The 14,590-nt window shown below is 60.8% G+C and carries 15 protein-coding genes; 3 read left to right on the forward strand and 12 right to left on the reverse strand.

The window, feature by feature from the left end; translation table 11 throughout:
• Positions 1-350: 350 nt before the first annotated feature.
• From EKN07_RS11190 to EKN07_RS11225, 8 genes are all read right to left on the reverse strand, one after another.
• Positions 351-665, reverse strand: coding sequence for a type VII secretion target (locus EKN07_RS11190; protein ID WP_108714769.1), 315 nt, complete (start codon positions 663-665; stop codon positions 351-353).
• Positions 662-1,354, reverse strand: a complete 693-nt coding sequence (locus EKN07_RS11195) for an LppA family lipoprotein (protein ID WP_108714768.1) — start codon at positions 1,352-1,354, stop codon at positions 662-664. The genes EKN07_RS11190 and EKN07_RS11195 overlap by 4 nt, the downstream gene beginning before the upstream one ends.
• 140 nt (positions 1,355-1,494) lie before the next feature.
• Positions 1,495-2,091: an LppA family lipoprotein gene (locus EKN07_RS11200; protein WP_126146428.1), complete on the reverse strand. Its 597-nt coding sequence runs from the start codon at positions 2,089-2,091 to the stop codon at positions 1,495-1,497.
• Between the two features lie 53 nt (positions 2,092-2,144).
• A complete protein-coding gene (locus tag EKN07_RS11205; protein ID WP_125482381.1) occupies positions 2,145-2,426 on the reverse strand; it encodes a hypothetical protein in 282 nt (93 codons plus the stop codon).
• A gap of 41 nt (positions 2,427-2,467) precedes the next feature.
• On the reverse strand, positions 2,468-2,695 hold the full coding sequence (locus EKN07_RS11210; protein WP_126146429.1) for a hypothetical protein: 228 nt from the start codon (positions 2,693-2,695) through the stop codon (positions 2,468-2,470).
• Entirely contained in the window at positions 2,682-3,083 is a 402-nt protein-coding gene (locus EKN07_RS11215; protein ID WP_126146430.1) for a hypothetical protein, read from the reverse strand. The genes EKN07_RS11210 and EKN07_RS11215 overlap by 14 nt, the downstream gene beginning before the upstream one ends.
• 182 nt (positions 3,084-3,265) lie before the next feature.
• On the reverse strand, positions 3,266-3,859 hold the full coding sequence (locus tag EKN07_RS11220; protein WP_164505390.1) for an LppA family lipoprotein: 594 nt from the start codon (positions 3,857-3,859) through the stop codon (positions 3,266-3,268).
• 53 nt (positions 3,860-3,912) lie between these two features.
• Positions 3,913-5,538: an alpha/beta hydrolase gene (locus EKN07_RS11225; protein ID WP_126146431.1), complete on the reverse strand. Its 1,626-nt coding sequence runs from the start codon at positions 5,536-5,538 to the stop codon at positions 3,913-3,915.
• A gap of 794 nt (positions 5,539-6,332) precedes the next feature.
• Between EKN07_RS11225 and EKN07_RS11230 the strand changes: the two genes are divergently transcribed.
• From EKN07_RS11230 to EKN07_RS12895, 3 genes are all read left to right on the forward strand, one after another.
• Entirely contained in the window at positions 6,333-6,974 is a 642-nt protein-coding gene (locus EKN07_RS11230; RefSeq protein ID WP_126146432.1) for an SMI1/KNR4 family protein, read from the forward strand.
• Positions 6,975-7,210: 236 nt separating this feature from the next.
• Positions 7,211-7,651, forward strand: coding sequence for a hypothetical protein (locus EKN07_RS11235; RefSeq protein WP_108714760.1), 441 nt, complete (start codon positions 7,211-7,213; stop codon positions 7,649-7,651).
• A 66-nt stretch (positions 7,652-7,717) separates the two neighbouring features.
• Positions 7,718-7,897 carry a hypothetical protein gene (locus EKN07_RS12895; RefSeq protein WP_125482380.1) on the forward strand — a complete coding sequence of 60 codons (180 nt, stop codon included), beginning with the start codon at positions 7,718-7,720 and terminating at the stop codon, positions 7,895-7,897.
• Positions 7,898-8,614: 717 nt separating this feature from the next.
• Here EKN07_RS12895 and EKN07_RS11240 read toward each other — a convergent pair.
• The 4 genes from EKN07_RS11240 to EKN07_RS11255 form a co-directional block, all read right to left on the reverse strand.
• Positions 8,615-9,898 (reverse strand): glycerate kinase, encoded by a 1,284-nt coding sequence (locus EKN07_RS11240; RefSeq protein ID WP_241228191.1) that lies wholly within the window; start codon positions 9,896-9,898, stop codon positions 8,615-8,617.
• Positions 9,899-10,581: 683 nt separating this feature from the next.
• Positions 10,582-11,916: an enolase C-terminal domain-like protein gene (locus EKN07_RS11245; protein ID WP_108714758.1), complete on the reverse strand. Its 1,335-nt coding sequence runs from the start codon at positions 11,914-11,916 to the stop codon at positions 10,582-10,584.
• Between the two features lie 373 nt (positions 11,917-12,289).
• The gene (garR, locus tag EKN07_RS11250) at positions 12,290-13,189 is read right to left on the reverse strand and encodes a 2-hydroxy-3-oxopropionate reductase (protein ID WP_108714757.1); all 900 of its coding nucleotides are present in this window, start codon (positions 13,187-13,189) and stop codon (positions 12,290-12,292) included.
• 52 nt (positions 13,190-13,241) lie between these two features.
• Complete coding sequence (locus EKN07_RS11255) at positions 13,242-14,570, reverse strand: enolase C-terminal domain-like protein (protein WP_108714756.1); 1,329 nt, start codon at positions 14,568-14,570, stop codon at positions 13,242-13,244.
• Between the last annotated feature and the right edge of the window lie 20 nt (positions 14,571-14,590).

The raw sequence follows: 14,590 nt of genomic DNA on the forward strand, positions 1-14,590 counted from the left end.
CAGCCTCGGCCCCATGCGCGCTTAGCACAGACCGTCCCCTCAGCCTGCGCCAGCTTTCCGTCCCGCCCGGTCCCACACTCGCTGAGTACAAACTCGCGCGGCGCGCACCGCGCGAACTACTCGAACTACTCGAACTACTCATACGCTAACCGTTGATCTGATGCGGTTCGGGATGCTGTCGCGGCCTTCGTATGCAAGGTCACTCCACATGCCCATTTGCCCCGAACGATTATGCGCGCTGCTCAACGGAGAAATCCAGGTACAACAACCTCATAATCGCCAGTCCTCGCCATCGGGAGTAATTCGGCCTGAGGTGCTATGAGTGCGTACCGAGGCGCTATGCGTAGAAACTAGAGGAGTGAGTCGCCCCCGTAGGCCAGGTCGGCTAAGGACGCGCTGACCTGTTGGTCGGTGTCCTCGAAGTCCTGCGCAGTTCCCCGTAACCCAGACGCCAATTCCTCTAGGCGGCGAACACTTGCTTTCTTGCCTGCCGTGAATGCGTCCGATGCTGCCACCGCCTCATCCGACAACGACTCGCTCGGTAGAGCAGAAGCCGAAGCATCAATCTCCGAAGCACCCGCCACTTCACCGATATTCTGCGCATGCTCGTCAACGTCATCCGCTCGGTTTCGCAGTTTTTCCGGGTCCGCAGTCAAATCACTCATCGCTCTTCACCTCCTTCCTCTTCCTTTGCTGGCGGAGTGTAAGGCGCCCATTCTTCCGGCTCACCACTGTGGATGGCCCGGCCCGTGGTGCGCAGCTCTTCCGGGATCACCTCGGTACCCGCGGGCCAGTCCTGCGACCACTTACCGCGCACACAGCCAGTCGTCACCATCACCGCAGTCGCCTTGTTATACCCAAAACGAATCAGAACACCCGTATCCTCGTTAAAGAAGAAAACATTGGGAGTGTCTTTCGCCACTGTCCCATCCGATGGCGCACCAAACCCCAACGGGGTGAGGATCTCCGTGAACCGGTCCACGGCCTGCGGCCACGTCTCCTCCGTCAGCGGCCCCGCCGTCGCCAACGACCACGTCTCCCGCACCGTCCCCGCCGGACACCCCGAATCCGACCTCCCCACCTGTTCGCCTCCTCCCAGGGGTGGTGGCGTCCACTCCCCCACGTCGAACTCGTCCGTCAGCGTCTGCTGCAACTCTAAGAGCAACAGGATCGCTTCCCGCCGCGCCTCGCTATAGGGCACCTCGCGCGCGGGCAAATACTCATCCGTCCGCCCGTAATACCGCTCCGAAAAATCAGAACACGCCGCAAGCAAAGCGCTAACTAACAGGCAGACAATGATCACACCACGCCGACGCCGCGCCCTGCCACAAGCCCGGATAGAACCACGCTGCATACTGATCACTCAGCCCTCACCGGTACGAGAAGCGCCCACGCCGTGCCACAACCACCGGTTGAAGCCCAGAGGCGCCGCGCAGCATGGCATAGCTTTCTGCACAGCAAACCGGATTCCGGAATATGAGGACACTCCGACCATCAGTCCTCACCCCCGTCACTCGGAGGACTGTAGGGTGCCCATTCTTCCGGTTCACCACTGTGGATGGCCCGGCCCGTGGTGCGCAGCTCCTCCGGGATCACCTCGGTGCCCTGCGGCCAATCCTGCGACCACTCACCACGCACACACCCCGTACTGACCACCACCAGAGCCCGCTTATACGACCCCAGCTCCACTTGTTCGCCCGTCTCCTCATTGAAAAACACCACCGTACTATCCTCCGCCCGCACCGTCGTGTCCACCGGACCACCAAACCCCAACGGCGTGAGGATCTCCGCAAACCGGTCCACCGCCTGCGGCCACGTCTCCTCCGTCAGCGGCCCCGCCGTCCCCAACAGCCACTCCTCCCGCACAGTCCCCGCCGGACACCCCGAATCCGACGTCAAAACCTGCGAGCCTCCTCCCAACGGTGCCGGCCGCCACTGACCGACACCAAACTCATCCGACAGTGCCTGCTGCAGACGCATCAACAGCAGGATCGCCTCCCGCCGCGCCTCGCTATAGGGCACCTCCCGAGCAGGCAAATACTCATCCGTCCGCCCGTAATACCGCTCCGAAAAATCAGAACAACCAGCCACACAAGCTCCTAACAGTAGAAAACAACCAACAAGGTACCGCAGACGCCGCACCATCATCCCTCCGCCCCGGCAACCACACCATTCCCGATCAACACACTCGCCTGATCATGGACCGAGGTCCGCCCCGCACCGTAATACTGCGAATGACCCTTCGAGTCCGTATACTCCACACCCTCCGGACTCGTCCACTCATCCGTACCAATCCTGTTGAACTCCCGCGAATCGCTCGGATCACCACCAAACCGACCCAGATCAGCCACAAGATCGCCATCACCACCGAAGTCAAAGCCGTGCGCCTCGCCCGGAACTCCCTGCAGGGCATCCAAGACCCTCAACGCAGAATCCACAGCTCCACGGCCCGACGAAGCCCCAACCATCAGTCCCCACCCCCGTCGCTCGGCGGACTGTAGGGTGCCCACTCTTCCGGTTCCCCACTGCGGATCGCCCGACCCGTGGTCCGCAACTCATCCGGGATCACCTCGGTACCCTCCGGCCAATCCTGCGACCACTCACCATGCACACACCCCGTACTCACCATCGCCAAAGTCCGCTTATACGACCCCAGCTCCACTTGTTCGCCCGTCTCCTCATTAAAAAACACCACCGTACGATCCTCCGCCCGCACCGTCGTGTCCACCGGACCACCAAACCCCAACGGCGTGAGGATCTCCGCAAACCGGTCCACCGCCTGCGGCCACGTCTCCCCCGTGAGCGGGCCCGCCGTCGCCAAGGCCCAACGTTCCCGGACCGTCCCCGCCGGACGGACACCCCGAATCCGACGTATCAACCTGCGAGACGCCCCCCAACGGTGGCGGTGCCCATTCCCCCACGCCGAACTCATCGCTCAACGTCTGCTGCAAACGCATCAACAGCAGAATCGCTTCCCGCCGCGCCTCCGCATACGGCACCTCGCGCGCGGGCAAATACTCATCCGTCCGCCCGTAATACCGCTCCGAAAAATCAGCACACGCCGCGAGCAGGGAACCAGCCACCAGACAGACGATGACCACACCACGACACCGATGCCGCCCCGCACCACTGGACCGGAGAAGAGCACACTGCACAGTCATTGCTCAGCACCTGCTACTACGCCAGGGGTATGCATGGCAGACCACACGCCCAGCACCACGGCCATGGGCGCAACGTGAGACAACGGTGCGGAATGCATGGGATCTCATTCCGTGTCTTCGGTCGGCACAACATACGGTGCCCATTCTTCCGGTTCACCACTGTGGATGGCCCGGCCCGTGGTGCGCAGCTCCTCTGGGATCACCTCGGTACCCGCGGGCCAGTCCTGCGACCACTTACCGCGCACACAGCCAGTTGTCACCCTGACCGCAGTCGCTTTGTTGTAGCCAAAGTCCACCTGGACACCAGTTTCTTCATTCACAAAAAGAACATTGGGAGTGTCTTTCGCCACCGCGATGTCAATCGGTTTGCCGAACCCTAGCGGAGTGAGGATCTCGGTGAACCGGTCCACGGCCTGCGGCCACGTCTCCTCCGTCAGCGGCCCCGCCGTCGCCAACGACCACGTCTCCCGCACAGTCCCCGCCGGACACCCCGAATCCGACCTCCCCACCTGACGTCGCCCGCCTAAGGAAGGTGGGGTCCACTCCCCCACGTCGAACTCGTCCGTCAGCGTCTGCTGCAACTCTAAGAGCAACAGGATCGCTTCCCGCCGCGCCTCGCTATAGGGCACTTCCCGAGCAGGCAAATACTCATCCGTCCGCCCGTAATACCGCTCCGAAAAATCAGCACACCCAGACATACACGCTCCTAACACGAGAAGAGAGCCAACAAGGTACCGCAGGCGCCGCACCATCACCCCTCCGCCCCGGCAACCACGCCATTCCCGATCAACACGCTCCCTTGGTCATATGTCGAAGTCCGCCCCACACCGTAATACTGCGAATGTTTCTTCGAATCCGTGTATTCCACCCCCTCCGGACTCGTCCACTCATCCGTACCAATCCTGTTGAACTCCCGCGAATCGCTCGGATCACCACCAAACCGACCCAGATCAGCCACAAGATCGCCATCACCACCGAAGTCAAAGCCGTGCGCCTCGCCGACATTGACATGACCGGGCACCATATTCAGATCCTTGTTCTGCGTGGTTGTAATCCCTGGTGAACCCATCACCATCACCTCGTCGGCAACCGTGGACTGCCGCAGTGCATACCCCGTGACCGTCGACCCATACGAATGTCCCGACGCCACCAGGTGTAAGTCCCCCTCATGCGTGGCCTGAATTCCCTCCAGCAACCCGGCTAGATTCGCACCACCCTCCTTCGCACTACTACTCAGCGCCACCGAGTTCCCCGTCAGCAACTCACTCCACTGCGGGGCGTCATACCCCAAAAACACCACGCCCGCCACCTGCTCATCACGACCCTCATGTTCCAACTGTCTGTACCCTTCATCCAAGACGTTCTGCACATCCTGCACGCCACTACCCCACTCGCCGGACTCTGTCGCCAACGTACCCCTAACCGTTGAGGTCATCCCCGGAGTATGTACCATCACGCGGTCCGCCCGATCCACATCACCAATTGCCACCACCGCCCGCAAATGATCCCCCGACGTCGCATCCAAACTCACCAACTTATGGTCACCATCATCATCTGCAAACGCCTGCTGCAGCGCCTCCAGCCCCTCCTTCTTATCCCGTAGATGCTCCACTTCCAGCGAAAGAGTTCTCAACACGTTCGGGTCCGGATCAGTAGCACTATCCAAGTATTGATCCAATTCCCGCTGCTTTGCTTCAAACTGGGGAGTCACCTCCGCCAAGAGACCGTCGATCCGATTGCAATTCGCATCATGCCGGTCATCAACCGGGATCCCATTCAAGTTGCCGATCCACTCCGGATGACTCGTGATAATCGTCTCCTGCTCCTCCCGTGATAGCGACGTCCACCAATCATTGACCTCCTCAACAGTCCACCCCTTCTTCGGAGCAGATACACCGTGCGAGAGTATCGCAGCGCTCGGCTTCTCCCCTGCCTCCTGCAACCCGCCCAACTCCGCATATACATTCCGCAACGCCGTAATAATCGCCTCGCCCTTAGAACTACAACGTCCCCTGCCATTCTGAGACATTGCCTGCACATCCGTCTCAGTCATCTCGGCATTGGAACGAAGCTCATTCACATACTGGCGAACATCCTCCGCATCCTCTACCACCTCATCAACCGCATCTGCCACCGCAGTGAAATCATTGGCAGCCTTCTCTAGAATCCGCTGCATATCACCCATGTCATCAACCAAGGCCCGCCGCGATGCAGCTTCCGCATCCGCAGTCACACCCACAAAGGTCTCGTCATCGTTAACATAACCAGCGAGGGCTTCCGCCACTTCCCCATACCGATTCGCGGCACTCTGCAGCACGCGACTTGCGTCCCGCAACGGCCCACTTCGCCACGTGATGATCTCCGCGAGCGTCGGCATGATCTAGACTCCTTCATCTCAGGCCGATCGGTGAGAACCCGAATCCGGCAAGCATGATTAAATTACCCGTAGCCTACCCCCGCCATGACCTACAACACAAATTCCCGGGTCACGGGCACGCCAGACAAGGCGAACATCATGCCAATCGCACGCAGCCACACCAGAAAGCCCGTACACCAACCTCCGCCCGCACACACCGCCTCTTCTAGTCAGCAGCTGACCCCGGCCTGCGCACGCCACGTACCGCCCAAGTCAAGCCCGCTCAAGCCATGCCCGCTCAAGCCACGCCCGCTCAAGCCACGCCCGCTCAAGAAGTGTCGGGAATTTCAAGAAACTTCGCCTTTCTCACGACACTTCCAAATAAACCCGACACTTCTCACCGACCCGGCCCGCCTAAAGGCAAGCTTCCGCAGCGGCGTGCCCTGCGGTACAGTACAGCAAGGTCACCCAAGGCCCCGCCGATCTGATCGGCACCAGCGGCAAGTTCGCGCAGCGGCAAGCCCATTACTTTGTTGGGGAGCCCCCGCAGCGGCAAGCCCATTACTTTGTTGGGGAGCCCCCGCAGCGGCAAGCCCATTACTTTGTTGGGGAGCCCCCGCAGCGGCAAGCCCCCCACAGTACAGGAAGGATCCGGCCAACGACTCCTTGCTATCCAGAGACTCTTTGCTATCCAGAGACTCCTTGCTATCCGGAACCTGTTCGGCAAGCTTCCGCAGTGCAGGAAGGTCCTTGCTCTCGAAGCGCATATCAACGCCGGGTTACACCGTGCGCCAACAGAACACCAGGAATAACACATGACAACGCCAGAAAATGCCAGCACTTCCCAGAACAGCCGAATCGGCTGGCCGGAGTACATCGGCCTGGGATGTCTAATCTACTTGGAGCAGATAGAGGCCGAGGGGCGCAGCCAGCTAGACCGCTCCTTGCCGAAGGTACACGCCACCGAAGATGAGGTCATCGCGGCCGAGATGCACCTCGGCTTCCAACTTCCCGCTTCCTACCGCACCTTCCTGCTGGCCGCCAACGGCTGGCCTAACTTCCATCACGACGTCGCAATATTCTCCACCAGTGAGCTCACCGACGGCCCTCTGTACCAACGTACCCAGTCCATCCTCGGTCTTCCGGAAACCACTGACGCATTGGCAGCAGATAACATCCCCATCGTCGACTATTTCCCAATCGCCGCATCAGCCACTGACATCGACATTTTTCTCATGGGTAAACCCGAAACCCCAGGTGCAGGCGCCGTCGTCTGGTTCGCCGACAAACTCATCGACCAATACACCGACTTCCACGACTTTTACATGGCAATGCTCGAATACAACCGGCGCGCACTCCACCGGCTCCGCGAGCGAAACGGTCTTCCGCCAAAACCGCTGCCCGGCGAGAAAGGTTATCAGACCCGACGCATCATCATCGAAGAGGCGGAAGGGTAGCGCTGCTGTGCGCCGTGGCATGGATGTCCAGCGAATGGGACCTGCCGCATCACACCGACAGTAACGCTGGCACGCACAGCGCCATGACTGCCCACCTGCATCCCCGAACAAGTGATATTCGCCCGTTTAACAAGCGCTATCCACCCGTTTGTTTTGGTTCGTTTTGACGCATGCAGTATTGTTTCGCATGGAGACAGCAAATGTGCTCAGTCCAGAACAGCATTGAGGTAATACCTATGAGTGAATGGTCCTTTGAAACACAAATGCAGGCAATCGAGGCGCTCTCCAGTGCCTGCGCCAACTGGATGCGTTCCGCCCGCGTGGAGGAGGTGTCAATTGAGTTGCAAGCCGTCGGTAAGCGCATCGCCGCGCAGACTCGCGCTCTGCGTTCCTCCAGGCTGCTACGCCGCGGCGGCTGGGAGGAGAACACCGTTCCGCGGGAAATCATTGAGCACGCCGCGCAGGTCCGCGTTGCCATGGCTCGGCCCGGTGGCGGGGCGTGGACCAAGGGTCTGTTCACCATGAACAAGCGGGACTACCAGCTCAGCTCCGACTTCGACTACGATCATGAGCCCATCCTCAACCCGCCATATACCTCCCAAGATGTTGCAGACGAATTGCAATTCTTCCCCCGCGATCCCCGGGCAACCCCCGAATGGATGCTGCAGAATCGATGAGCCCCTCGAAGGGCTCTTCCTTCTCCTCGCGTATCCCACGACGGCGGATCGACGCGCAGTCACGGCATGAGCCCACACCTTAGTCGTCGCCCGGTTCATGCCTTGGTTGTCGTTTCGGTTCATGCCTTGGTCGTCGATCCAGTTCGTACCTTAGTCGACGATGCAGCTCATGTCTTCGCCGTCGCCCGGTTCATGATCACGGTAACCACCGCGATCACCAACTCCCCGGGCCATACACCCCGTTAGGTCCTTACTATTGCGCCCGCTTCGCCGCGCCAATCACGTAAACATGCATTGCGCGGCGTAGAACGATGCAATGTATGGTGGTGACCTAGGCGATTCCTGGTGCTAGGCGATGCGCGGTGCAGAGCTAGGCGATGTTACGAGAAATGGAGGGTTTTTCAAGAAAGGTCGGGTTATTCGCTCCACTTCTTGCAAAACCCTACACTTCTCACGGCCCGACGGCGCAGCCAGCTGACCAGCCACCCACGCTACCTCCCGGCATCTCCACGGCCCGACGGCGCAGCCAGCTGACCAGCCGCCCACGCTGGCTGCCGGTTCCCTGTTGTGCAGACTATGGTTGATTCTCGCCAGCTCACAGATGATCTTCTCTGCCGGTTCCCTGTTGCAGGGACTATGGCCCTCATAAGCCTAAGGAGCATCATCGCAACCAGCCGGATCCCTGTTGCGCAGACTATGGATCCACTCCTCGTTGCTTGTACATCTCCGTGAAAAACTCGGACTCTGCCGAAAAACACGGAATGAATCCATAGGCGCCGAACAGGCATACCTTCCGCGGCGCTTTCCACCGCTCCGTGCGGCGCTCTTCCGCAGTCCTCTCCACCGTTCCCTAACGCACCGCTTATGCTCGCGATTATCGACGGCGTCGGCACCGTTCCCTAACGCCCCGCTCTGGCGCAGCCCGTCCAGCCTCGCTCTAGCGCAGCCCGTCCAGCCCCACGCCTACCTCAGCGCCCTCAGCCCGGCACCCACTCGCAGCAGCCGCATCGTCCGCTCAGCAGCATCGGCCAGGTTATCCCGACCAGCTGCCAATGCCTCATCCAAGGTACACACACCGGCCACGGTCGGGATGAGCCCGACGAAACCGTGATCGTACAGCTCCTCAACGCCCTCACCCAGTTTCCCGGCGAAGGCGATAATCGGCACCCCGGCGGGCTGAGCGGCGCGGGCGACCCCCGAAAGGGTCTTTCCCATGAGAGTCTGCCGGTCCATGGCGCCTTCCCCAGTGAGAACCAGATCGGCACCTTCCATGGCCTCGCGCAGGCCCACCGTTTCGATGACCAGATCAATACCCGATTCGAGCTGCGCACCCAAGAAGGCCGTGAAGGCATAGCCCAGCCCTCCCGCCGCACCCGCGCCGGCCGCCAAAGCCGGGCCGTCCAGGTGCCCGGCCACGTCTGCAAGATTTCGCAAGGCTCCGTCCAAGTACTGCACGTCTTCGGGTGTGGCACCTTTTTGCGGCCCGTAGATCGCCGACGCTCCACGCTCACCCAACAAAGGATTATCGACGTCGCAGGCCACACGGATTCGCGTCGTCTGGATCCGCGGATCCAAGCCGGAGGCGTCTATGGCGGCGAGTCGGGTTAACGACGACGGGCTGCCGTCCAGTTCTGCGCCGTCGGCGTCAAGAAGACGGACGCCAAGAGCGCGCAACATTCCGGCGCCGCCGTCGTTGGTCCCAGAGCCGCCGAGCCCCACGAGGATTTCCGTCACCCCTGCATCCAGTGCGGTGATAATGAGTTGACCCACGCCATACGTGGTCATCTCACGGATTCGGCGGCGCTCTGGCTCCACCATGCCCAGGCCCACCGCCTCGGCCACTTCCAAAATGGCCCGGTTATCGGTAGCGGCAATGATACCGACGGCATCTTCACCGAGCCCGTTCCGCAGTGGCACTTGCAACCGCTGCGCACCCAGGGCGTCCGCCAGCGATTCGGTGAAGCCCTCGCCACCATCGGCCATGGGAATCTCCACGCATTCCGCCTCGGGCAGGACCCGGTGCACCCCCTCCGCCAACGCGGCGGCGGCTTCGGCCGCACTCATGGATTCTTTGAAACTGTCTGGTGCACACACAATCTTCACGGTCGACTCCTTCGTTGTCCGATCCTTTGATTCGGTCGTTTGTTTTCCGGCCGTCTCGCACGTGTATGCCGCGACGACGCTACCACCCACAGGTAACAGGTACGTCCGCCCATGGGAACGATTCTGGCCCGGTTCTCTCAGCATACCGGGATTTGGCGCCTCTCGGCCGGTGGCTGATCGTCTGGGTAGAACGTCTTCCCAGCATTCCGGGACTAGACAGCTCTCGGATTCCAGGTTGAGGTGAGTCCGGCCCGTCTTCCCAGCATTCCGGGATTCGACTTCAACTTCAACTGCGCTGAGCCCACGCTTTCAACTGCGCCAAGCCCACGCTCTTTCCAGCATTCCGGAATCCGACGGCGAGGACAGCCGCTGGTACGCCAGCCACCCTGTCGCAGTTCCTTCGCAGTTCCTTCGCTGTTCCTGCGGCGAGCCTAGCCCGCTGCCACCGGAATGTGCCTCCCGCCCGCAACCAGGCACGGCTCCCGCACACCTGCCAGCTCCTTACATGGTCCAGCACCTCTTGCCCATACACCCGGCGCGGCCTACCGTCTCGGGTTCATGATCGACCGCGCCGACCGCACCACCGCAACCCGTCCGTCGCCGCAGCCTGCCATCGCAACCCACCACCGCACACCCGTTGCCGGGCGGGTGCATGTGGGTGGCCGGGGACTGCAGCGGCGAAGTCCCCGGCCACCAGAACGCGGAAACGGGAACAGATCCGAATCGGATGATCCAGGTTCCGCATACGGGCGGCGGAAAAGGAGCCACGGCCCTTGTGTTTCGTTGTCGCAGTTACCTTCCCAACCGCCTCGAGGCCGACCTGTGCCTCAGCGGACCAGCGCTGGCTTCTTATTGTCGAAGGTCCACCCGGGGATGAGGAACTGCATGCCGATTGAATCGTCACGTGCACCCGATCCTTCAACCTTCTCCTTGTACAGCTCGTTAGCCGCCAGGATCTGATCCATATCCGGCTCGATACCCAGGCCGGGCTTCGACGGGATCGTCACCGTGCCACCCTCGATCTGCAGCGGATCCTTGGTCAGGCGCTCCAGGCCCTCCTGCCAGATCCAGTGGGTGTCCAAGGCGTTGTATTCACCCGGTGCCGCAGCACCACAGTGGGCAATCATTGCCAGCGACACATCGAAGTGGTTGTTGGAGTGGCACCCCCACGTCATACCCATGTCGTGGCACAACTGCGCTACCCGGACTGACCCCTGCATGGTCCAGAAATGCGGGTCGGCCAGCGGGATACTCACCGACTGCAGAGCGATGGAATGCGTCATCTGCCGCCAGTCGGTATCCACCATGTTGGTCGCGGTGGGCAGCCCGGTGGCCCGGCGGAACTCGGCCAAGATTTCCCGGCCCGAGAAGCCTTCCTCCGCGCCGCACGGATCTTCCGCATAGGCGAGAATTCCCACCTTGTCCTTACAGAGCTCGATGGCTTCCTTCAGGGACCAGGCACCGTTCGGGTCCAGGGTGATGCGGGCATCCGGGAAGCGCTCTTTCAGGGCGAGGATAGCCTTCATCTCCTCCTTGCCTTCGAGCACACCGCCCTTGAGCTTGAAGTCTTTGAAGCCGTACTTTTTCTCGGTCGCCTCGGCAAAGGCCACAATCGCTTCCGGTGTCAGCGCCTCCTCGTGGCGTAGCCGGTACCAGTCGACGTCGGAGTCCTTCTCGCGCACGTATTCCAGATTCGTCTTATCCGGGTCGCCGACGTAGAACAGGTAACCGAGGGTCTTCACCTTGTCACGTACCTGGCCGTCACCCAGCAGGGCGGCAACCGGAACGCCCAGATATTGACCCAGCAGGTCGAGCAGAGCCGCTTCGATACAGGTTACGGCGTGCACCGTGGTCCGCAGGTCAAAGGTCTGTAGGCCACGCCCGCCGACGTCGCGGTCGGCGAACTTGGCCTGAACCTCGCCGAGAATGTTCTTGTACTCGGCCAGCGAGCGCCCGAGTACAAGTGGCTTGGCGTCCTCAATGGTGCGAGTGATCTTCTCGCCACCGGGTACTTCGCCGACGCCGACATTGCCGGACGAATCTTCAATGATGACGATATTGCGGGTGAAGTACGGGCCATGTGCTCCGGACAGGTTGAGTTCCATGCAGTCACGGCCTGCTATGGGGTACACATCGACTTTTGCAACTGTTGGGACGGACATCGTCGTCCTTTCTCTAATTGAGGGGTTTCAAGTGGTTAAGAGGTTTGCGGTGTTGGGAGACACAGTGCCAAACAGTGCCGTTGGGCGTCCGCCCGGCCTGACACCGTGCCCCGAGCAGCGCACGATGTAGCGCGGCGTTTGAGAAACACTGTGTTCTCGAGTCATTCCGGCGGCGCGGTGCACTACGCGCCTACCGACTCCGCCCATGCTCCTCGCAGTTTTTCGGCGCGGAATGGCGGTTGGTGGCTACTACCCATGCCAGCGCGGCAACCGACGACCTTCCGATGCGGCCGACGCGTCGAGTTGCTGGCTGTATCTATGCGCGGTCATCCAGCACACAGATGCCGACCCGCACCGCCGGTTAGTACTCGGTTCAGGCTTCGGGCTGCCCGGGCTTCAGCTCGATATTGGCCAACTTCTCGTACACCTTGACCAGGGAGGAATGATCCTCATCGGCGTGACCGTCGCCGTCGAGCACGCTCATCATTTCGCGCACCAGCGAGGTCAGCGGAAGCGGAGCATCGACCCCGTGCCCCGTGTCTAAGACGTTGCCGAGATCCTTGATATGCAGGTTGATGCGGAAGCCCGGCTTGAAGTTCCGCTCCAGCATCATCGGGACCTTCGCATCCATCACGGTTGATCCGGCTAAACCGCCACGAATGGCCTTGTACACAGCTTCCGGATCAACTCCCGCCTTCTGTGCGAGAGTGAAGGCTTCTGCACAGGCCGCGATATTGACGGCGACGATGGTCTGGTTGGCCAGTTTGGCGATATTGCCGGCACCGATTTCGCCCACGTAGGTCACATCGCCGGCCATAGCGTCCAGTACCGGAGCAACCTGGTCGAATACGGCCTTGTCTCCGCCGACCATCACCGACATGGTGCCATCAATGGCCTTGGGCTCACCGCCAGAAACAGGAGCGTCCAGCATGGGGATCCCCTTCTCCGCCAGTACGTCATGCACTTCGCGGGATACAAGCGGAGCAATGGATGACATATCCACGTATACCAATCCCTCGTGCGCACCCTCGATAATGCCGCCTTCACCCAAGGCCACACTCTTGACATGCGGCGAGTTCGGCAGCATCGTGATGACGAGCTCAGCCTGCTCCGCCGCCTCCTTGGCATTGGCCGCAGCTGTTGCACCCTGCGCCACAAGATCGGCAACGGTTTCCTCATTTCGGTCGTTCACGTAGAGTTCGTGCCCGGCCTTGACGAGGTTTTTCGCCATAGGACGGCCCATAATGCCGAGTCCAATGAATCCGATCTTCATACTTTGCTACTCCTTATGTGATCGTCGGTTACTACCTTCCACACCGGTTCTACTACCGAACCATGGAAGGACGCTTGGGATCGAAGGTCCAGTCGGGAATGAAGCAGCGCATGCCGATGGCATCGTCACGCGCCCCCGTTCCCTGCACCTTCTCCTTGTATAGTTCGTGTGCCGCCAAGATTTGCTCCATATCCGGGGCAATCCCGAGGCCGGGCGCATCGGGCAGGCGCACCTTCCCGTCAATCATTTGCAAAGGCTTGCTGGTCAGACGCTCAGTGCCCTCCTGCCAGATCCAATGCGTGTCCAATGCGTTGTATTCGCCAGGAGCCGCCGCACCGCAATGCGCGGCCATTGCCAGCGAGATGTCGAAATGATTGTTGGAGTGGCAACCCCAGGTCAAGCCCATGTCGTGGCACAGTTGGGCTACACGCACGGATCCCTGCATGGTCCAGAAATGCGGATCGGCCAATGGAATGGAGACGGCCTGCAAAAGCAGCGTCGATGCCATCTCCCGCCACGTAGTGGCCACCATATTGGTGGCCGTCGGCATCCCGGTAAGCCGCCGGAACTCTCCCAGTGCTTCCCGCCCGGAAAAACCTTCTTCCGGTCCGCAGGGATCTTCCGCGTAGGTCAGTACGCCGAGTAGATCCCGGCACAGCTCTACTGCCTGTGCCACCGACCAGCATCCGTTGGGATCCAGGGTGATGCGCGCATCTGGAAACCGTTTCTTCAATGCCCTAACCGCATCGACCTCGCGTTCCGGTTCCAGCACGCCACCCTTGAGCTTGAAATCCTTGAACCCGTACTTGGCTTGAGCCGCCTCGGCCTGTTTGACGATAGCTTCGGTGGTCATTGCCTCTTCGTGGCGAATGCGATACCACTCGCAGTCGCCGTCGGGCTCATGCAGATAGTCCATCCCGGTCGAACTGGAATCGGCCACGTAGAACAGGTAGCCGAGCACACGGACTTCGTCGCGCTGCTGCCCATCGCCAAGTAGTTCTGCCACCGGCAGCCCTGCAAACTGGCCAAATAAGTCCAGTAGCGCGGTTTCGATGGCGGTTACCGCATGTATGGCAGTACGTTCAAAGGTCCAGAAGATATCTGCATCGTCACGCCCGGCCATTTCCCGGGTGACTTCACGAAGAATGTGTTTATATCCCGTTACCGGCCGCCCGACGACGGCGTTGAAACCGTCCTGGATCGCACCCGTAATGCGCTCGGCGCCTGGCACCTCGCCGATACCACGGCGCCCTTCCGAATCCTCAAGAACAACGATGTTACGTGTGAAATACGGCTGATGTGCTCCGGCCAGGTTCAACAGCATGGAGTCGTGCCCTGCCACGGGGTACACATCCGCCTTCACAATCGTTGGTATTTTCATGATCTTCTCCCTGAGCTCCG

The organism is Actinobaculum sp. 352, assembly GCF_003957265.1.
GTDB lineage: Bacteria > Actinomycetota > Actinomycetes > Actinomycetales > Actinomycetaceae > Asp313.

Bases quoted from the DNA above. Each gene is read 5' to 3' on its own strand.
- EKN07_RS11220 (WP_164505390.1), bottom strand. From the start codon at position 3,859: ATGTCTGGGTGTGCTGATTTTTCGGAGCGGTATTACGGGCGGACGGAT.
- EKN07_RS11245 (WP_108714758.1), bottom strand. From the start codon at position 11,916: ATGTCCGTCCCAACAGTTGCAAAAGTCGATGTGTACCCCATAGCAGGC.
- EKN07_RS11190 (WP_108714769.1), bottom strand. From the start codon at position 665: ATGAGTGATTTGACTGCGGACCCGGAAAAACTGCGAAACCGAGCGGAT.
- EKN07_RS11255 (WP_108714756.1), bottom strand. From the start codon at position 14,570: ATGAAAATACCAACGATTGTGAAGGCGGATGTGTACCCCGTGGCAGGG.
- EKN07_RS11225 (WP_126146431.1), bottom strand. From the start codon at position 5,538: ATGCCGACGCTCGCGGAGATCATCACGTGGCGAAGTGGGCCGTTGCGG.
- EKN07_RS11240 (WP_241228191.1), bottom strand. From the start codon at position 9,898: ATGCTGAGAGAACCGGGCCAGAATCGTTCCCATGGGCGGACGTACCTG.
- EKN07_RS11195 (WP_108714768.1), bottom strand. From the start codon at position 1,354: ATGCAGCGTGGTTCTATCCGGGCTTGTGGCAGGGCGCGGCGTCGGCGT.
- garR (WP_108714757.1), bottom strand. From the start codon at position 13,189: ATGAAGATCGGATTCATTGGACTCGGCATTATGGGCCGTCCTATGGCG.
- EKN07_RS11230 (WP_126146432.1), top strand. From the start codon at position 6,333: ATGACAACGCCAGAAAATGCCAGCACTTCCCAGAACAGCCGAATCGGC.
- EKN07_RS12895 (WP_125482380.1), top strand. From the start codon at position 7,718: ATGAGCCCACACCTTAGTCGTCGCCCGGTTCATGCCTTGGTTGTCGTT.
- EKN07_RS11235 (WP_108714760.1), top strand. From the start codon at position 7,211: ATGAGTGAATGGTCCTTTGAAACACAAATGCAGGCAATCGAGGCGCTC.